The 19486-nt window shown below is 73.2% G+C and carries 13 protein-coding genes; 6 read left to right on the top strand and 7 right to left on the bottom strand.

Translation table 11 applies throughout. The features are described 5' to 3' along the window. Positions 1 to 2 precede the first annotated feature (2 nt). From OG406_RS06650 to OG406_RS06635, 4 genes are all read right to left on the bottom strand, one after another. Positions 3 to 971, bottom strand: coding sequence for an endo alpha-1,4 polygalactosaminidase (locus OG406_RS06650; RefSeq protein ID WP_329184673.1), 969 nt, complete (start codon positions 969 to 971; stop codon positions 3 to 5). Positions 972 to 1264: 293 nt separating this feature from the next. Next, entirely contained in the window at positions 1265 to 1807 is a 543-nt protein-coding gene (locus OG406_RS06645) for a universal stress protein (protein ID WP_329190676.1), read from the bottom strand. Between the two features lie 5 nt (positions 1808 to 1812). Continuing rightward, on the bottom strand, positions 1813 to 3183 hold the full coding sequence (locus OG406_RS06640; protein ID WP_266617836.1) for an arsenic transporter: 1371 nt from the start codon (positions 3181 to 3183) through the stop codon (positions 1813 to 1815). 89 nt (positions 3184 to 3272) lie between these two features. After that, positions 3273 to 5648: a SpoIIE family protein phosphatase gene (locus tag OG406_RS06635; protein ID WP_329184669.1), complete on the bottom strand. Its 2376-nt coding sequence runs from the start codon at positions 5646 to 5648 to the stop codon at positions 3273 to 3275. Positions 5649 to 5903: 255 nt separating this feature from the next. Here OG406_RS06635 and OG406_RS06630 point away from each other — a divergent pair, with 255 nt between their 5' ends. After that, on the top strand, positions 5904 to 8999 hold the full coding sequence (locus tag OG406_RS06630) for a glycoside hydrolase family 2 TIM barrel-domain containing protein (protein WP_329184667.1): 3096 nt from the start codon (positions 5904 to 5906) through the stop codon (positions 8997 to 8999). A gap of 27 nt (positions 9000 to 9026) precedes the next feature. On the opposite strand, the gene OG406_RS06625 is transcribed toward OG406_RS06630, so the two are convergent. Continuing rightward, positions 9027 to 10001, bottom strand: a complete 975-nt coding sequence (locus OG406_RS06625; RefSeq protein WP_164371141.1) for a sigma-70 family RNA polymerase sigma factor — start codon at positions 9999 to 10001, stop codon at positions 9027 to 9029. A gap of 186 nt (positions 10002 to 10187) precedes the next feature. Between OG406_RS06625 and OG406_RS06620 the strand changes: the two genes are divergently transcribed. The 4 genes from OG406_RS06620 to OG406_RS06605 all read left to right on the top strand — a co-directional run bounded on the left by OG406_RS06620 (position 10188) and on the right by OG406_RS06605 (position 15839). Further along, entirely contained in the window at positions 10188 to 11810 is a 1623-nt protein-coding gene (locus OG406_RS06620) for an MFS transporter (protein ID WP_164371140.1), read from the top strand. Then, entirely contained in the window at positions 11807 to 12415 is a 609-nt protein-coding gene (locus OG406_RS06615; protein WP_164371139.1) for a hemerythrin domain-containing protein, read from the top strand. The genes OG406_RS06620 and OG406_RS06615 overlap by 4 nt, the downstream gene beginning before the upstream one ends. A 206-nt stretch (positions 12416 to 12621) precedes the next feature. Further along, positions 12622 to 13194 carry a TIGR03086 family metal-binding protein gene (locus tag OG406_RS06610; protein ID WP_329184663.1) on the top strand — a complete coding sequence of 191 codons (573 nt, stop codon included), beginning with the start codon at positions 12622 to 12624 and terminating at the stop codon, positions 13192 to 13194. A 554-nt stretch (positions 13195 to 13748) separates the two neighbouring features. Beyond that, the gene (locus tag OG406_RS06605) at positions 13749 to 15839 is read left to right on the top strand and encodes a ricin-type beta-trefoil lectin domain protein (RefSeq protein ID WP_329184661.1); all 2091 of its coding nucleotides are present in this window, start codon (positions 13749 to 13751) and stop codon (positions 15837 to 15839) included. A gap of 129 nt (positions 15840 to 15968) precedes the next feature. Here the strand turns inward: OG406_RS06605 and OG406_RS06600 are convergent, their stop codons facing one another. Together OG406_RS06600 and OG406_RS06595 are read right to left on the bottom strand one after the other, a co-directional pair. Beyond that, positions 15969 to 16943, bottom strand: a complete 975-nt coding sequence (locus tag OG406_RS06600) for a 2-hydroxyacid dehydrogenase (protein ID WP_164371136.1) — start codon at positions 16941 to 16943, stop codon at positions 15969 to 15971. Next, positions 16940 to 18109 carry a lactate 2-monooxygenase gene (locus OG406_RS06595; protein ID WP_164371135.1) on the bottom strand — a complete coding sequence of 390 codons (1170 nt, stop codon included), beginning with the start codon at positions 18107 to 18109 and terminating at the stop codon, positions 16940 to 16942. Before OG406_RS06595 ends, OG406_RS06600 begins: the two co-directional genes overlap by 4 nt. 113 nt (positions 18110 to 18222) lie before the next feature. Here OG406_RS06595 and OG406_RS06590 point away from each other — a divergent pair, with 113 nt between their 5' ends. Beyond that, entirely contained in the window at positions 18223 to 19401 is a 1179-nt protein-coding gene (locus OG406_RS06590) for a PucR family transcriptional regulator (RefSeq protein WP_266850920.1), read from the top strand. Positions 19402 to 19486: the final 85 nt, after the last annotated feature.

Raw genomic sequence — 19486 nt, 5'->3', positions numbered from 1 at the left:
TGTCAGCGGGTCCGGCGGACGTAGTCCGCGTTGCCGGGCGTCGAGACCAGCACGTCCCGGCGCACGATGCTCAGCCGGTTCCCGTAGGCAGCCCGGGCCTTGCGCAGACCGCTGTCGGTGTACTCGATGACGACCACCCGGTCGTGGAACGCCTTCGCGTACGCACCGCACTCGTCGTACTCGCCGCACTCCTCCGCCACCGCGAAGTCGAGCCCGGCCCGGGACCTGGCCCCGGACAGTTCGACGGTGTTCTTCTGCCCGATCGCCAGATGCCGGGCGTGCGCGCGCGCCGACAGCAGGGAGATGAAGGCCGTCGCGTCGTCCGCCGACAGCAGCTTCCGGGAGCGCGTGTAACTGTCGTAGTTGTCCGGCTCGATCGCGTCGAAGCCCTTGTCGGCGCACGCGTCGATCCAGCGGTCGACGCGCGCCGCCACCCGGCGGCGCTTGTCCGGCGTGCTGATGTCCAGCAGCGCCTCGTCCCAGTCCTTGTCGACGACGACCTTGCCGTCCGCGTCCCGCAGCAGCAGGTCGGCGGGCCACTGGCCGCGCTCCTCCGGCTGTGCCTGGAAGGCGTTGACGTAGCAGATGTTGTACAGGCCGGGCGCGGGCGACGAGGAACGGTCGCGGCTGACGATGCGGACCCCCGGGGCCGGGGGGTAGGCGCCGCCGATCTGGTAGTCGAAGCCCGCGTGCAGCGGCGGGAGTTCGACGGCGGTCGGTTTCGGGTCGCTGCCTCGGGTCGGTTCCGGCGAGCCGGACGAGCGCTTGCCCGAGTCCGCCGAGGGTTCGGCCGCGGTCCGGGACGGCTTCGGCTTCGACGACGGGGCCGGCGCGCCGGTGGTCCCGCGCGGGGTCTTCGGCGAGACGTCGGTGTCCTTCCCCGAGCCGCAGCCGGCGAGGGCGAGAAGGCCGGCCAGAGCTGTGGCGGTACCCAGAACTCCGGCGCGGAGAGCACGTTTGACGGGGGGCATGTCCGCTCCATCAATCGCGAGTACGTCCCCGCCTCGGACGCTGCGAGCGATCCTGGCGACTTTGGCCGGACTTGAAGCGAGTCCACTACCGGCTGGGCGTACCTCTGTGTGCCGGGTCGCACCACGGCACGCCAGGATCAAAGCGCGTGCGCCCCTGATCCGTCAAGGCGGGCCCTCCGCCACAGGGTCGCCCTTCGGCCACGTACGCCCTGATCACGGCGCGGACGGCCCAGGACCCGGCCTCATCCGGTGGGGCCGGCTCCAGCGTGCGCGGGAGCCCGTCGGGCGACGGCCTACGGACGCGGGGGGTGCGGCGGCCCGGGCGGGTGCGGGGGCTCCGGAGGGTGCGGGGGGTGCGGCGGCGGGGGAGGCATCGTCGTGACGTCCGGGGCCGGTTCGGGCCAGACGAGCAGCACCGGGCAGGGCGCGTGGTCGACGACGAAGCGTCCGGCCGGTCCCAGACTGTGCGGACCGAGCCGCGCCCGGTCCCCGTCGCGCGCCACCACGAGCAGGTCGGCGCCCTCGGCCGCGGCGACCACCTCGCGCTCGGCACGGCCCGCGCGCTCCGCCCGCGTCGCCGGGCCGCCCAGGCGTTCGGCCGCGGCGTCGAGGAGTTCCGCGCCGGACGCCGTCCCGAGGGTCTCCAGGAGGTCGCCCGGGTCGGCCTCGGAGCGTCCGCGGCCGAGCAGCCCCGCGAACGCCCCGTGCGCGAGCCCGGGCACACCCGGGTCGGCGACGTGCAGCAGCACCACGTCGGTGGCGCCGGGGGCGTGTGTGCGGACGGCGTCCACGCACGCGTGCCACGTTCCCTCGACCAGCCAGACGACCACCCGCATGTCCATCAACCTCCGATGACCTGGAGCGAGACCCACAGGGCCAGTACGGCGGGCACGAGCGCCGCCGGCACGGCGATCAGGCCCAGCCGGGTGAACTCCTTCAGGTCGACGCCGTGTTCGTGCTGATGGACGATACGCCGCCACAGCAGCGTCGCCAGGGAACCCGCGTACGTCAGGTTGGGCCCGATGTTGACGCCGAGCAGGACGGCCAGCACCGCGCCCGAGCCCGATCCGGCGGCCAGCGGCAGCAGGACGAGCACCGCCGGCAGGTTGTTGATCAGGTTGGCCAGGACGGCGGCGATCGCCGCGATGCCCAGCAGTGACGCCAGCGAGGAGCCGCCCGGGAGGAGGTCGCCGAGCGCGTCGGCCAGCCCGTTGTCGACGACGGCGCGCACGACGATGCCGAGCGCGAGGACGAAGGCCAGGAACGACGGCCCGGCGGCCCGCACCACGGCGAGCGGGGTGGTGCGGCGGCGGACGAGCGCGCGTGTCGCGAGGACGAGCGCCCCCGCGGTCGCGGACCAGGCGGGATCGATCCCGACCGCCGAGGCGACGACGAACCCGGCGAGGGTGCAGCCCACGGTGACGAGTGCGAACAGCGGCAGTTCCGGCGGCTCCCCGACCGCCCGGGAGGAGGCGCCCGCCGCGATGTCGCGGGCGAAGAAGCGCCGGAACACCAGGTACTCGGCGCCGATGGCGACCAGCCAGGGCAGCACCATCAGCGCGGCGAACCGGGTGAAGCTCAGCCCGCTGGTGGTGAACGCGAGCAGGTTGGTGAGGTTGGAGACCGGCAGCAGGAGGGAGGCCGTGTTGGAGAGGTGCGTGCACGCGTAGACGTGCGGTTTGGGCCGGGCCCCCATGCGCGCGGCGGTCGCGAACACGACGGGGGTGAGCAGCACGATCGTGGCGTCCAGGCTGAGCACCGCCGTGATCGCCGAGGCGAGCACGAAGACCGCGGTCAGCAGCCGGCCCGGCTGCCCGGCGGCCCAGCGGGCCATCCACGCGCCGCAGGCCCGGAAGAGCCCTTCGTCGTCGCAGTACTTGGCCAGGACGAGCACCGCCGCCAGGAAGCCGATGACCGGCCCCAGGTGGCCCGCCTCGTCCCGCGCGTGATCCCAGGAAATGGCCCCCGTCAACAGGACCAGACCCGCGGCGGGCACGGCCACGACCGCCTCGGGCCAGTTGAACGGCCGGACCACCGCGCAGACGAGGACGGCCACGAGCAGGACGACGGACAGCGCCTCGGCGAACGGACTGCCGAGGGCGCCGGCGAGCGGCGCGGCGAGGTGGGCTCCCGGGCCCGCCGAGAGAGCGTCGGCGAGGGGGGTGGCCCGCGCGCCGGTGCCACCGGGGAACGGCGGGACGACGCTGGGCATGAGCGGGCTGTTCAGGGTTCGGTCCTCCGGGCGGTGATGGCGGCGCGGCCCATCACATCAGACGTGACACCCGTTCCCCCCGAGCGCCCTCACTCCTCGCCGAGAAGGGACAACTCCGCCCAGATGGTCTTGCCCTCCGGTGTGTGCCGGCTGCCCCAGCGCTGCGTGAGCTGCGCGACGAGGAGCAGCCCGCGTCCGCCCTCGTCGAAGGTCTTCGCCCGGCGCAGATGCGGCGCGGTGTGACTGCTGTCGGACACCTCGCAGATCAGGGTCTCGTCGTCGTGGATGAGCCGGAGCCTGATGGGCGATTCGCCGTAGCGGATGGCGTTCGTGACGAGTTCGCTCACCACCAGTTCCGCCGTGAACGTGGCCGCCGTCAGCCCCCAGTGGTCCAGTTGGTCGGCGACCTGCTTGCGGACCGGCGCCACGAGCGCGGGGTCGGCCGGGATGTCCCAGGTCGTCACGTTGGACGCGGCGAGTCCGTGCGTACGGGCGAGCAGCAGCGCCACGTCGTCCGGCGCGCCGCCCGCCGGGAGCAGCGCCCGCAGGATCGCGTGGGCCGCCCCCTCCAGGGACTGCGCCGACTCCTTCAGGGCCCCGCACAGCAACCGGTGGCTGGCGTCGACGTCCCGTTCGCGGCTCTCGACCAGACCGTCGGTGTACAGCGCGAGCACCGTGCCCTCGGCCAGCTCCAGTTCGACGGACTCGAAGGGCAGTCCGCCGAGGCCGAGCGCCGGTCCCGGGGGTACGTCGATCTGGCGGGGCGGGCCGTCCGGCGGCAGCACGAAGGGCGGCGGATGGCCGGCCCGGGCGAGGGTGCAGCGGCGCGAGACCGGGTCGTACACCGCGTACAGACAGGTGGCGCCGACCTCGCCGGTGGTGCCCTCGGCGCCTGCTTCGGTGGACAGCCGCACGACGAGGTCGTCGAGGTGGGTGAGCAGTTCGTCCGGGGCGAGGTCGATGTCCGCGAGGGTGCGGACGGCGGTGCGCAGCCGGCCCATGGTCGCGGACGCCTGGATGCCCTGGCCGATGACGTCGCCGACGACCATGGCGACCCGCAGCCCGGACAGCGGGATGACGTCGAACCAGTCGCCTCCGACCCCGGCACGCGCCGCGGGCAGATAGCGGGAGGCCGCCTCCAGGGCGGCGGTCCGGGGCAGGGACTGGGGGAGCAGGCTGCGCTGCAGGGCCAGCGCGGTCTCCCGCTCGCGGGAGAAGCGGCGGGCGTTGTCGATGCAGACGGCGGCCCTGGCCGTGACCTCCTCGGCGAGCAGGACGTCGTCGGCGGTGAACGGCTCGGGCCGGGAGAACCGGCTGAGCACGGCGACGCCGAGGGTCTTGCCGCGGGCCGCGATGGGCACCGACATGGTGGTGTGGACGCCGTACTCCGCGACGCGCTTGCCGCGGCGTTCGTCCCAGGCGAGCCACTGCTCCAGCGTGCCGTCGGCGTTCGGCGCGACGAGCGGGCGGCCGGCGACCAGCGAGTCGGCCTGCGGCGAGGACGCCGGGTAGACGTCGAGGGTGCCGGGCGGTACGACCGCCTCGGGGGAGCCCGGGTTCACCGACCGGTGGGCGGCGCGGCGCAGCGTGACCGGGGTGGTCGGCGGCCCGGAGGGGTACTCGCCGCCGTTCTCCGGAGGGTCCAGGAGATCGACGCTGACGAAGTCGGCGAGGGCCGGCACGCAGACGTCGGCGAGTTCCTCGGCCGTCCGGGTGACGTCCAGGGTGGTACCGATCCGTACGCTCGCCTCGTTGACCAGCTGGAGCCGCTCGCGGGCCCGGTACTGCTCGCTGACGTCGTGGACCGCCACGCACACCCCGCGGACCCGCCCGTCGGTGTCGGTCAGCGGGGCGATCCGGGCGAGCCAGGCGTGCGCCCGGTCCTCACCGCCGGCACGGGCGTACGTCTCCACGTCGCGTCCCCGGCCGGAGGCGAGGACGTCGGCCATCTCGCGTTCGATCTCCCTGCTGGCCGGTCTGCCACCGATCTCCGCGACGGTGAGGCCCCTGATCCGGTCCTCGGGGAGGCCGATCACCTGGGACATCGCGTCGTTGATCCCGTAGAGCCGCAGGCGCTCGTCGTAGACGGCCATGGCGCAGGGCGACTGGGTGAGCACGGCGCGGATCAGGGAGTCGTCCTGGGCGCGGGGCTGCCGGCCGTCCAGCGGGGTGACCAGCAGCCAGTCGTCGGTGCCGTCGAGGTGGTGGGCGAGCAGCCAGACGTCGACGACCTGTCCGTCGCGGTGACGCAGAGCGAGCATGCCGTCCCAGCGGCGGCCCGCGGGTCCGGGCGGTTCGATCTCCGCGCCGGGGGCCAGCAGATCGGCCGCCGGGCGACCCTCGACCTCCTCGGGGGCGTGCCCCAGCAGCCGCCGGGCGCCTTCGCTCCAGCGGATCAGGATGCCGTTCCCGTCGATGACCGCCCGTGCCGTGGCGGCTTCGTCGAGAGGATGGACCGGGCTCATCGTCGCCACTTTCCCTTGCGCACACCCACAGTGAACAAGCGCGTCATTCCGCTTCCAGCCTAGGGCCTGTACGGCGCGGGCACCCCCGAACGGGGATGCTGCCGACAGCCATTCGTACGGAGGTTTTCGGCCGATGTGAAGGCAGGGACGGAAGTGGTGTCAAGACCCTTGACGGTCCCGTGTTGCCTCCCGTCAGAATCTGTTTGTTCACGATCAATAGTGATGACTTATGCGCCCTGACGGGGGAGAGCCGCGATGACGATCACTCGACGGTCGGTACTGATAGCGGGAACGGCCGTCCCCGCCGTCGGCGCTCTCGCGGGAGCGGACGGAGCCGTGGCGGCGGTTCCCGGCGGTGGTCCGGGCCGGCGGACGATCACGCTGCGGGACGGCTGGCGCTTCGCGCTGGTCGACCCGGGCGGCACCACCGATCCCTCGGGTGCCTACACGGGGGCCGAGCGGCCCGGCTACGACGACTCGGCGTGGCGTTCGGTGGCCGTCCCGCACGACTGGAGCATCGAGCAGACGCCCACCACGGAGCACGGGACCACCAGCGGCACCGGCTTCTTCCCCGGTGGCCTCGGCTGGTACCGGACCGCCTTCACCCTGCCCTCCGCCGACACCGGCCGGCGCGTCTCCGTCGAGTTCGACGGCGTGTACATGGACGCCACCGTGTACTGCAACGGTGAGGAGGTGGGCCATCACCCCTACGGGTACACCGGGTTCGCCTTCGACCTGACGGACCTGCTCCACACGGACGGCAGCACCGAGAACGTCATCGCGGTCCAGGTGCGCAACCAACTCCCCAGCAGCCGCTGGTACTCGGGCAGCGGCATCTACCGTGAGGCCCGCCTGGTCGTGACCGGGCCGGTCCACGTGGCGCGGTGGGGGACCTGCGTCACGACGCCCGAGGTCAGCGGGGAACGAGCGGTCGTCCGGGTCCGTACGACGGTCGCCAACGACTCCGGTGCTCCCGCCGACGTCCGGGTGACCTCCCGGATCGTCGGCCCCGACGGGCGCACGGCCGCCCGTGCCGAGAGCACGGCCGGCGTCGCCGACCGCTCCGACGTGACCCACGAACTGACCGTCGCCGAGCCCAGGCTGTGGGACTTCGCGACCCCCGGCCACCGCTACACACTGGAGACCGAACTACGGGTCGGGGCCACCGTCGTCGACACGTACAGCACCCGCTTCGGCATCCGGACCGTCCGCTTCGACCCGGACGAGGGCTTCCACCTCAACGGCGTCCACGCCAAGATCAAGGGCGTCGACCTGCACCACGACCAGGGCGCGCTCGGCGCGGCGGTCAGCGTCGACGCCGTGCGCCGCCAGATGACCATCATGAAGTCCATGGGGGTCAACGCCTTCCGCACCTCGCACAATCCGCCCTCGCCGCAGATCGTCGAGGTCTGCGAGGAACTCGGCATCGTGATGATGGTGGAGGCCTTCGACTGCTGGCGCACCGGCAAGACGGCCTACGACTACGGGCGCTTCTTCGACGAGTGGTGCGAGCGGGACGCCACGGAGATGGTCCTCGCGGCCCGCAACTCGCCCGCCGTGGTGCTGTGGTCCATCGGCAACGAGATCCCCGACTCCACCTCCACCGCCGGTCTCGTCATGGCCGACCGGATCATCGCCGCCGTGAAGGCGGCGGACGACACCCGCCCGCTCGTCATCGGCTCGGACAAGTACCGCCGCCTGCCGGCCAAGGGGTCGGCGGCCGACCTCATGCTCGCCCGACTCGACGGCCTCGGCCTCAACTACAACACCGCCAAGTCCGTCGACGCCCTGCACGCCGCCTACCCGCACCTGTTCCTCTTCGAGTCCGAGTCGTCCTCCGAGACCTCCACCCGCTCCGCGTACCAGGAGCCGGAACACCTCAACACCGGCGAGAACCACACGCCGGGACGGCGGGCCGTCTCCTCCTACGACAACAACCTCGCCTCCTGGACCATGAGCGGCGAGTACGGACACAAGAAGGACCGCGACCGCCGGTGGTTCGCGGGCCAGTTCCTCTGGTCCGGCATCGACTACATCGGGGAACCCACGCCCTACGACGTGTTCCCGGTGAAGGCGTCCTTCTTCGGCGCGGTCGACACGGCCGGCTTCCCCAAGGACATGTACCACCTGTTCCGGAGCCAGTGGACGAGTGAGCCCATGGTCCATCTGCTGCCCATGAGCTGGAACCACCCGGCCGGGGAGACCGTCGAGGTCTGGGCCTACGCGAACGTCGACACCGTCGAACTGTTCCTCAACGGCACGTCCCTCGGCACGCGCACGTTCGACACCAAGCGGACCGGCGACGGCCGGACCTACCTGGAGACGACGGAGGCGACCGGCGACGACAAGACGTTCACCGACGGCCCGTACCCCGGGAGTTACACGAGCCCGAACGGCAGCGCCGGGAAACTGCACCTCACCTGGAAAGTCCCCTACCGCCCGGGGGAGTTGAAGGCCGTGGCCCGACGCGCGGGCCGCGTCGTGGCGACCGACGTGCTGCGGACCGCGGGCGCCCCGCACGCCGTCCGTCTCACCCCCGACCGCCCGTCGCTCGCCGCGGACGGCAGGTCGCTGGTGTTCGTGACCGCCGAGATCGTCGACGCCCGGGGTGTCGTGGTGCCCGACGCGGAGCACCTCATCACCTTCGACGCCGACGGCGGATCGCTCGCCGGCCTCGACAACGGCCGCCAGGAGAGCGCCGAGCGCTATCAGGCGAGCACCCGAACCGCCTTCCACGGAAAGGCGCTCGCCATCGTCCGCTCCGGGACACGGGCGGGGGCGCTCAAGGTCACCGGCCGCGCCGAGGGACTCCGCGCGGGAACCACGACCGTACGCGCCACCGCCGCCGGGCCGGGCGCCACCACCCCCGCGCCCCGGTTCGCACCCGAGCATCCCGCCGCCCCGAACCAGCCCTTCCCCGACGCCAGTTACTCGGGCCGCACCGACGCTCTCCCGGCCGCGATGCTCGACGGCGACCCCGGCACGGGCTGGTCCAACGCCTTCTACAAGGCGGCGACCGCGCTGCTCCCCGCCTTCGCCGGGGCCCGCGCCGCCGACTGGGTCTCGGTCTCCTGGGCGCGCTCCCGCCGGATCGACCGTGTCGAGGTCTCCTTCACCGTCGACGCCACCCACACCCGGCCGGCGACCGTCGAGGTGTCGGTGTGGGACGGGCACCGCCATGTGCCGGTGCGGGGAGCCACGGTCGACTGGGCCGACGCGTCGGACACGCCCACCGTGATCACCTTCGACGGCGTCCGCGGTGCACGGCTGCGGCTGGCCATGACGAGCGGACACCCCGGCGCGGACGACGGCGGACTGCGGATCAGCCGCCTGGAGGTCCCGGCCGCCTGAGAGTCCAGGCCTCCACGGCCGAGCCGCTCACGCGCGGCTCTCCTCCGCCGTCCCCTCGGGCCCGTCCACGCCGGCCGTCTCGTCACGGCGTACGTGCGCGAGCTTCTCGGGATTCGTGACGATGTAGACGTCGGAGACCTGCTCGCCGTCCGGGGTGAGGTCCATGACCATCACCGCGTACGGCGAGCCGCCCTCGAAGACCACCGCGGAGTCGTCGCCGTTCACCCGCCGGTAGTGGATGTCGAGGCCCGAGCCGCGGCGCGTGGCGTAGCCCGCGAGCAGCCGGGCCGCCTTGTCCCGTCCCTGCACCGGCCGCAGCCCCGCCGCCCCACGGCCCTTGCCGCCGGCGTCCGTCCACACCGTGACGTCCGGCGCGAGGATCTCCATCAGCGCCGCGATGTCACCGCCGAGCGCCGCCGCCACGAAGCGCTCGGTGGCCTGTCGGCGCACCCGCGGATGCGCCCGGTACAGCGGACGGCGCGCGTGCACATGACCGCGGGCCCGGTGCGCCAGCTGCCGGACCGCCGCCGGGCTGCGGTCGATGACCTGCGCGATCTCGGTGTGCGCGTAACCGAACACCTCGTTGAGGACGAACACCGCGCGCTCCAGCGGGGTCAGTGACTCCAGGACGACGAGCATCGCCAGGGAGACGGACTCGGAGCGCAGGGTGCGGTCGTCGGCCCGCTCGCCCTCGCCGGGTTCGTCCAGGAGCGGCTCCGGGAGCCAGGGGCCCACGTACGTCTCACGGCGCCGGCTGATGGCGGCGCGGCGCGCCAGCGCGTGGTTGACCGCGATGCGCACGAGATAGGCGCGCGGATTCACGATGTCGTCCAGCGGTGCGCGGTGCGCCCGGCCCGTCCACGACAACCAGGTCTCCTGGAGCACGTCCTCGGTGTCGGCGACGGTGCCGAGGATGTTGTAGACGATCGCGAACAGCAGCTCGCGGTGCTCGACGAAGACCCGCGTCGCGGCCTGCGCGTCGGGCTCGGGACTCTCGGACATGGCTCGCCTCCCTCGGCTCTCACCACAGCGAGGGAAACGGCGGGCCGAGTGTGACAGCGGACGCCCCGACTGTGACGTACGTCTCATGGCCCGTCCTGGGTGTCACACCGCTCGCGCCGGTCGCCCTCCTGAACGCGAGTCCGGTCTCCCCGCACTCGGCTGTTCCGGCACAAGGAGACACACATCGTGTTCAAGAAATGGCACGGCAACCCCTGGGCGATCCTCGTCACGCTCTCCCTGGGCTTCTTCATGACGCTCCTCGACCTGACGATCGTCAACATCGCCATCCCCGACATGGGCCAGGACCTGGACGCCTCCCTCGACGAGATCCTGTGGGTCGTCAACGCCTACACCCTGGCCCTCGCCGTCCTGCTCATCACCGCGGGACGCCTCGGAGACCTGCGCGGCAAACGCACTCTGTTCCTCGCCGGGGTCACCGTCTTCACGCTCGCCAGCCTGGCCTGCGGCCTCGCGCAGAACCCGCCCCAGCTGATCGCCTTCCGCGCGGTCCAGGGCCTCGGTGCCGCGCTGCTCATGCCGCAGACCCTGTCGATCATCGCCGAGGTGTTCCCCGCCGACCGCAGGGGCGCCGCGATGGGCGTCTGGGGGGCCGTCGCGGGCATCTCGGGCGCCCTCGGCCCGATCGTCGGGGGCGCGCTCATCACGCACCTCGACTGGCGCTGGATCTTCTACGTCAATCTCCCGCTCGGCGCCGTGGTGCTGCTCCTCGCCGTCGCGATCATCCCCGGTGCGCGCCGTTCGGTACGGCACCGGTTCGACACCGTCGGCGTACTGCTCGCCTCAAGTGCCCTCTTCTGCCTGGCCTTCGCCCTGACCGAGGGACAGCGCTACGACTGGAACGGCTGGATCCGGACGCTGCTCGGCGCGGCCGCGGTGCTCTTCGCGTGGTTCCTCCTCCACGAACGCGGCCGGCAGGACGGTGATCCGCTCGTGCCCTTCTCCCTCTTCCGCGACCGCAGCTTCACCCTGATCAACTTCGTCGGCGTCACCGTGTCGTTCGGGGTCATCGGGATGTTCCTGCCCCTCACGATCTACCTCCAGTCCGTCCTCGGGTTCAGCGCCCTGAAGTCCGGCCTCGTGCTGCTGCCGCTCGCCCTCGGATCGTTCGTCATGGCGGGGCCCGCCGGGGTCCTCGCGGACCGGATCGGCGGCAAGTACATCCTCATGACCGGGCTGCTCGCCTGGACCGGCGCCCTGGTCTGGATCGTCACCGCCGCCGACGTCGGTTCCGGCTGGACGGCGGTCGCCTTCCCCCTCTTCCTCGCCGGTCTCGGCGCCGGCTGCACGTTCGCGCCGATGGCCACCGAGGTCATGCGCAACGTCCCGGCGCGGCTCTCCGGAGCGGCCTCGGGCGTGAACAACGCGCTGCGGCAGGTCGGTTCGGTCCTCGCGGGGGCCGTCGTCGGAGCGGTGCTCCAGGCGCAGTTGGCCCAGTCGCTGACCGACCAGGCGCGCCGGCGCGCCGGAGCGCTCCCGGCCGGCTACCGCGACGGCTTCGTCGCCGCCTTCTCCCGGGCCGAGACCGACGTGTCCGCCGGGCAGACGGCCCCCACGCCGACCGGGGTGCCGCACGACGTCGCCGACCGCATGCGCGCGCTCGGCGGCCAGGTGTACGGGCACGGCTTCGTGGACGCCATGCGCCCCGCGGTGCTGGTCTCCGCGGCGGTCCTGCTGACGGGCGCTCTCGCCTGCCTCGCCGTCGCCCGGCACCGCGGCCCGTCCGCCAACCCGCACGCCCTGCCCGTGTACGAGCCCGAACCGACCGAACTGGAGGAAGCGAGCTCATGAGCATCGACCTCACCGTCATGTACGCCGCCCACGACGCCTTCCGGCGCGACCTGGAACGCCTCGGCAAGGCCGCCGCCGACGGCGCCGCCGATACCGCCGGGGTCCGCGCCGGCTGGGCCAACTTCACCCGGCAACTGCACATCCACCACACCGCGGAGGACAGTGACCTCTGGCCGCGGGTCGAGCGCCGGGTCGAGGGCAGGCCCCGCGACATCGCCCTGCTGGCGGAGATGGCCGCCGAACACGCCGAGCTCGACCCCCGTTTGACGGCCGTGGAGCGGGCGCTGCGGGACCGGTCCGCCGAACTGCCCTCCCTGGTGCACGCGTTGGCGACGACCCTCGACGACCACCTCGCGCACGAGGAGCGGAGCGCCCTGCCACTCATCCAGGAGGTGCTGACCCCCGAGGACTGGGCCGCCTTCACCGGCCGGATCCGCAGGACGCAGGGGCTGAGGGGAGCGGCGGTGTTCGTCCCGTGGATCGTCGACGGGGTGGCGCCCGCCGACCGCGCCACGTTCCTCGGCGCGCTGCCCCCGCCGGTCCGCGCCCTCAACCGCCTCTTCTGGGAGCCGGGCTACCGCAGGACGGGCCTCTGGCGGAGCTGACACGCAGGGCGTGTTCCGGAGCCCCTGCCTCGGACAGTCGTCGGCCGGGCTCCGGGACCCCGGCCGTTCCGAGGCCGGGCGCCCGCCTCTCGGCGTGGCCCGCGCCTCCGGAAGGCCGGACCGATTCCTTTCCGGGCCGGGCCGGGTCTGTTCCTGGTGAGCGGTCCGTCCTTCCTCGGTCCGCCCGCCGAACAGGAGAGACCGCCATGAACACCCACGCCGTGGACCTCGCCGGCCAACTGGCCCGCGCGGCCCGCACCCTCCAGGACCACGCGGGGCAGCAAGCCCTCGACGGGAAACGCGAACTCCCCACGCCCTGTGCCGACTTCGATGTCCACCGGCTCAGCGAGCACCTGCTCGGCACCCTGGTCGCCGGCCTGCACGCCGCCGCCAAGGAACCACTGCCGGCAGGTGCCCCCGGCCCCCTGACCGCAGCGCCCTGGGTGGTCTTCCCGCCGCTCGTCGGCCGGCTCGCCGACGCCTGGGCCGAGCCGGCGGCGTGGGAGGGGGAGACGCCGTTCTTCGGGAGCACGCGGCCCGCGGCCCTCGCCGGGACGATCACCATCATGGAACTGACCGTGCACGGCTGGGACCTGGCCGTCGCCACCGGCAGCACCTTCGCGGCGGACGACGACGTCGTCGCCACCGCGACGGCCGTCGCGGAACGGATCGCGGAGGGCGCACGGGCCTCGGGAGCCTTCGGGCCCGCGGCCGGACCCGCTCCCGACGCCACACCGCTGGAACGGCTGCTCGCCCTGACCGGCAGGAAGACCGCCTGACGTCCGGAGCGCACCCGGTCGCCGGCGCGCGCCGCGCGAGGCTCTCTCGGGCCGCCGACCGAGGGCGGGAGGAACGGGGTCGGCGGCCGTTTCGCGCGGGAGAGCCGCCGTTCCGCGCGGGGCCTCCGAGAAGGGCCGGTCCCCAGTGGACTACGAGGCCGTGCGCGCCGGAAGCGTGCGAGCGGCACCGGCGGGTGCATACGGTTCACACGGGGCGCATGAATATCGAATGCCGGTGCGATCCGGGTGTGTTGCCGACGTGCCTTTTGACATTCTTTCAATAAGGCCGCCGTGGCCCATGTGTCTTGTTGGTCGCGAGCGTGTTGTGCGAGGGTGATCCCCCTGCGCCTGGTCAATGCCCGGGGCTGAATCGCTGTTCGTCATCCCCGGCTGTCGACGGGCTCGAAAGGCTCCTGTCCGACGGTCGCCGTACGGCCTTCGTCCCCGGCCGTTTTCCCGGCGCTCCGTCAAAAAGGTACACACCAATCAGGACTCCTTTTCGGCGGGCCAGTATTTTCCGCGTGCCTCCACGCGCCTCGGAAGGAACCCGCTCCGTGCACACCCCCCGCCCACCGCTTCCCCCGTATCCGCCCAGTGGCGTTCCCGGCGAGTCCGACGAGGACCTCGCCGGCCTGCTCAGGGGCCGGCCGCACGGCGAAGCGACGCGCCCCGTCGCCCTGCTGACCGCCCGCCACTGGCAGCCGACGTACGACTACGCGGTGATCTGCCTCGCCACGCAGACCGACGTCGCCGCCATGGTCGCCGCGACCGCTTTCCACCAGGTGCTGGGCCGGCTCGGGGAGGGCGAGTCCGGCCTCGCGCTGCGGCCCCGGTTCCTCGTGACCGTGCGGGACACGGTCAGGGACTGGGCGGGGGACGGGCGGATATCCGGCGCGCTTCCGGATCTGCGGAAACCCGCGGGCGGCCGCGGTATGCGCACGGCCAAGACCCTCACGGCGGAAAACCGGAGGCTCACCGAACGGGCATTCCTGGGTCTTCCCGGACTCGCCCGCTGCCTGCTCTGGCACACCGAGGTGGAAGCCGAGCCGCTATCCGTCCCGGCCGGCCTGGCGGGCATGGACACGGACACCGCGTCGGCCGCTCTGGAACAGGCCCGCGACCAATTCCGCGAAGGTCTGGTGCGCGCCCACCGGGAACTCGCGCCGAGCAGGGAATGCGGTTTCTACAACAGGCTGCTCGATGTGCAGATTCGCCGCGGCGGCACCTTGTTGCCGGATGTCCGGCTGCATCTCGGGGAGTGCGCCTACTGCCGGCACGCAGCCGAGCAACTCCGCGATTTCGAGGAGGCTTTGGGATTCCTCCTCGCGGAGGCGGTCCTGGGGTGGGGTGCACGGCGCTATCTCGAGTCCCGCCCGAGCCGGGTGGGGCAAGCGCTGCGCCCCCGGACCGTCTCCCCGCTCGGTGCGCGGCGGCAGAGCGCCGCGGGACGCGCCGCGAGAAGCGGCCGTCCCGGTCGGCGCGCGCGTCCCGTGACGGCGCCGGGAGCGGAGCCGGGATCCGGCGGACGTCATCGCCTGCTGGCGCAGATCGCGGCGCCCGGGCGCCGGGCGGCCCGTCCGGCGGAACAGCGGCCCTCGCAGGCGCTGCTCGCCGGGGCCGGGGTCTCCGCCGCCCTGCTGGCGACGGTGCTCGCCGTCAGCCTGTGGTCGAACGACGACGGCGGAGCCGACCCCGCGGCGACCACCGGCGCGAGCAGCAGCCGCACCCTGGCGCCCGACCCCGGCTCCCCGGTTCCGCCGGTGCGGTCCGACGCTTCCGCCCCGGCCGGCGTGCCGGGGACCGCGGAGCACACCCGTCTGCGGAACCTGGCCGCCGACCTGTGCCTCGACATCCGGGGCACGACGCTCAAGGCGGGCGTCGGGACCAGGCTCGCGGTCTGCTCGTCCGCCTGGACCCAGCAGTGGTCGTACGAGCAGGACGGGCTGCTGCGCAGCGTCGCCGATCCCGGCCTGTGCCTCGACTCGCACGCCGACAACGGTGTCGTCCTCCTCGTCCGCTGCGTCGCCGAGGACGCGAAGCGCGGCAAGGACATGCGCTACGACCTCACGGTGCAGGGGGAGTTGCTGCCCCGTTGGCACGACGGGCTGGCCGTCGCTCCGGAGTCCACGGACCCGAATGGCGATGTGCTCGTCAAGGTCCGTGACGGATCCGACGCCCAGCGGTGGCGGACCGACGGCTCGTCGCCCCGCCCCGACTCCCAGTCCGTCGTGGGGACGAACCCCCTGCCCGGGGCCACCGGTCGGGGCCCGTCGGCGGACGGCGGCTCCGAGGCACCGGACGAACCCACGGAGGCGCCCGCGACCGGTGTCTCCGCCGACGCGCGGACGACGGGGCCGGAGCGGACCGGGCCGCAGGTGTCCGGGGGAGAGCCGAAGTCGGTGACCGTCGACGACGGCCACCGCTCCACACCGCCACCGCGGCCCCTCGCACCGGGTCCCGCCACACCGGGCCCGGCCGGACCGGGCGCCCTGCCGATCCGGCTCCCCGACACCCGGGAACTCACCGACCCGTTGGTGGACGTGGATCCGACAGGAACGGTCTCGGCCACCGGTGTCACCGGAGCTCCCGGCGAGCCCGAGGGCGCCGCCGTCTCCGCCGACGCCGTGCTCGGAGCGGGCTCGTAGGACCACCGAACCCCTCCGGGCCGGTCTCGCCGCGGCGGACCGGCCCGGTGCGCGGGGTGGCGGGGCGTACGGGGTGGCGGGGTCTCGGACGCGCCCGTCGCCGGGCAGCCGGGACGTCGCGGAACAGATCTAGGAGACGACGTCCCGCGGCGTCTTGCCCGCCACGAAGTCCGCGGCGTTCTGCACGGCGGCCAGCGCGATCCGTACGAGCGTCTCCCGGGTGACACCGGCGACGTGCGGCGAGAGCACCACGTTCGGCGCCTTGAGCAACCGCAGGGCGGGAGTGGGCGGTTCGGGGTCGAAGACGTCGAGTCCGGCACCGGCCAGGGCGCCCGCGTGCAGCGCGTCCGCGAGGGCGTCCTGGTCGATCAGGGCGCCCCGCGCGGTGTTGACGACGAACGCGGTCGGCTTGAGGAGCGCGAGCCGCTCCGCGTTCAGCAGATGCCGGGTCGCGTCGGTGAGCGGCGCGTGCAGGCTCACGTAGTCCGCCGTGCGCAGCAGTTCGTCGAGTCCGACGTGGCGGGCGCCGAGCCGGGCCTCCGTCTCGGCGGGGACCGGCTTCGGACCGGCGTAGACCACGCTCATGTCGAAGGCGACGGCCCGCCGGGCGACCTCCTCGCCGATGTGGCCGAGTCCGATGATGCCGAGCGTCTTGCCGGACAGTTCGGTGATCGACTGCTGGAGCCGCGGCAGCGCCCAGTCCGCCTCGGTCAACGCCGTGTGGGCGGGCACCAGTTGCTTGGCGAGAGCGAGCATGAGGGCGAAGGTCTGCTCGGCCACGTTCTGCTTCTCGGCCCCGCTGGAGCCGATGTTGCACACCGGCACGCCCCGTCCGCGCGCGGCGTCCAGGTCGACGTAGTCGAAGCCGTGACTCGCGCACTGCACCAGTTCCAGGTCCGGTGCGGCGGCGATGTGCTCGGCGGTCACCGGACCCAGACCCGTGATGATGACGTGTGCCGCGCGCAGCGCCGCCGGGTCCTCGTCCGTCGACTCCACGACGGTGACACGCACCTCGCCGGGGAAGAGGGTGGCGAGCGCGGCCCCCGCCGTACGGCCTCCGACGTGCGGGGAGACGACGGCCAGGACGTTCTTCGTGACGGTCATGCGGTTTCCTCGATCAGGTCGTCGGGGCCGAGGGTGTCGGGGCGGGCGTGCCCGGACAGGGCGAGGGTGAGGTCGAACTCGGCGAGCAGACAGCGGACCACGTGCTCGACGCCGGCCTGTCCGTCGAGGCCCAGCCCGTACGCGTACGGCCGTCCGACGAGCACCGCCCGGGCGCCGAGCGCCAGCGCCTTGAAGATGTCGTCGCCCGTGCGGATCCCGCTGTCGAAGAGGACGGTCATCCGCTTGCCCACCGCGTCCACCACGCGGGGCAGGGCGTCGGCGGCCGCCACCGACCCGGCCACCTGCCGGCCGCCGTGGTTGGAGACCACCACGCCGTCCATCCCGGCCTCGGCGGCCCGCCGGGCGTCGTTCGGGTGCAGGATGCCCTTGAGGACGATCGGCCCGTCCCAGTTCTCCCGGAGGAACGCGAGGTCGGGCCAGGTCTTCCCGGGGTCCGCGAACATGCTCACGAAGTGCATCACGGCCGCGTTCGGGTCCTCGTGCACCGGCTTGGCCAGACCGGCCTGGAACGCGGGGTCCGAGAAGTAGTTGGCGGTACCCACGCCGTGCAGGAACGGCAGGTACGCCTGGTCCAGATCGCGTGGCCGCCATGCCAGCAGCGGGGTGTCGAGCGTGACGAACAGGGCGGTGAACCCGGCCGCCTTCGCCCGCTCCAGGAAACTCCGGGTGACCTCGCGGTCCTTCGCCCAGTACAGCTGGAACCAGCGCTCGGCGTCCCCCATCGCCTCGGCGACCTGCTCCATGGGGGTGCTGGACGCGGAGGACAGGATGTAGGGCACGCCCTGCGCGGCCGCCGCACGAGCCGCGGCGGTCTCCGCGTCCGGGTGCATGATCGACAGCACGCCGACCGGCGCGAGCGCCATCGGCGCCGGCAGCGCACGCCCCAACACCTCGACGGACAGGTCGCGTTCGTGGACGTCACGCAGCATGCGCGGCACGATCCGGCGCCGGTCGAGCGCCTCCCGGTTGGCCCGCGCCGTGCTGCCGTTGCCGGCGCTGCCCGCCACATAGCCGACCGGGCCAGGTCCGAGCCGCTGCTCGGTGAGCTCCTCCAGCCGCGTCAGATCGGTCGGCAGCCGCGGTACGGCTCCCGTCATCCCGTTCAGATAGATCTCGTACTGGAAATCGGCCCAGTGCTTCGCCATCCGTACGTCCCGCCTCTCGTCCCTGAGACCGCGCTGTACGACGTCGATCCTGGCGACTGTGACAAGTCCCGTCCACCGTGGTGCGCACATCACACGCCTGGAATCATCACCCTGTGACAAACAAACCGTCCGAGGCCCGTGAGCGGGTCCGGCAGGACATGGTCGCCGACCCGCGCGTCGTGGAGGCGATCGTCGCGGCGATCCACGAGCAGGTCCCGGTGTACGCGGCGCTCGACGACACCCGCCTTCCCGAGGTGCGGGCCATCGCCGCCTGGGGCCTGGAGCGGCTCCTCCACCTCTGGGCCACCGACGGCACCCTGGACCCGGCCGATCTGCGGCGCTTCCGCGGCATCGCGTCGGCCCGGGCGGCGGACGGGCGGCCCGTCCAAGCGGTGCTGCGTGCCTACCGGGTCGCCGGTACCGTGCTCACCGCGGAGGTAGCGGCGCGTGCCCCTCTCCTAGCCGCCTCCGACGCCTTCGCGCTCGCCCGCATGCTGCTCGCCACCCTGGACACCCTCTCCGAGGAGATGGCCACCGCGTACGCCGCGACCAGCGAGGACCTGTCGGGTGACCGGGACCGTGCGCTGCGGCTGCTGCTCGACGACCTGATCGCGGGACGGCACGCCTCGGTGGGCGCGCTCACCGACCGCTCCGCCCGGCTCGGCATCCATCTCCCCGACCCCTGCTGCCTGCTGGTGGCCGAGCCCGTCGCACCGGACCGGCCCGACCTGGCCCAGGACACGGCGTCGGCACTGCTCGACGCGCTGGTTCCGGCCGCCGGCGAGGTGACCTCCCTCGCGACGGTGCGGGGGCCGCGGGCCGTCCTGCTGCTGCCGGTCGCGGCGGCCGGCCGGGCGGGGGCGGTGCTGGGGGAGCGGGCCTGGCGCGGGTGCGCCGTCACCGGCGAGAGCCTCGACCGGGTCGCCGTCGCGCACCGGCTCGCCGCCGACGCGCTCGACACCGCGCCGGCCCACGCCCACCGGACCGGGCACGTCCTCACCGACGCCGACGCGCACGTCCTCGCCCTGCTGGCCGCGCGGCCCGCCGCGGCGCCGGACCACATCGCCCGGCTGGTGCTCGGGCCGCTCACCGATGCCGCTCGCGGGCATCTGCTGGAGGCGTTGACGGCGTACCTCGACGCCGGGTCCGCGAGTGCGGCGGCCCGCGTGCTGCACCTGCATCCGCAGTCCCTCCGGTACCGCCTGCGCCGCATCCACGACCTCACGGGCCGCGACCCCCGCACCCCCTGGCACCGCCTCACCCTGGACATCGCCCGAACGATCCGCGACTGACCGGGGGCGCTGGAAAGTTCAGCCTCTCCGGCGATTGAGGACGAGGCCGTTCAGGCCGAAGCGGGGGCCCGGGGGCGGCAGCCCC

The sequence above is a fragment of the Streptomyces sp. NBC_01428 genome (genome assembly GCF_036231965.1).
Taxonomy (GTDB): Bacteria; Actinomycetota; Actinomycetes; order Streptomycetales; family Streptomycetaceae; genus Streptomyces.
This window is presented reverse-complemented; position numbering and strand designations above follow the sequence as displayed.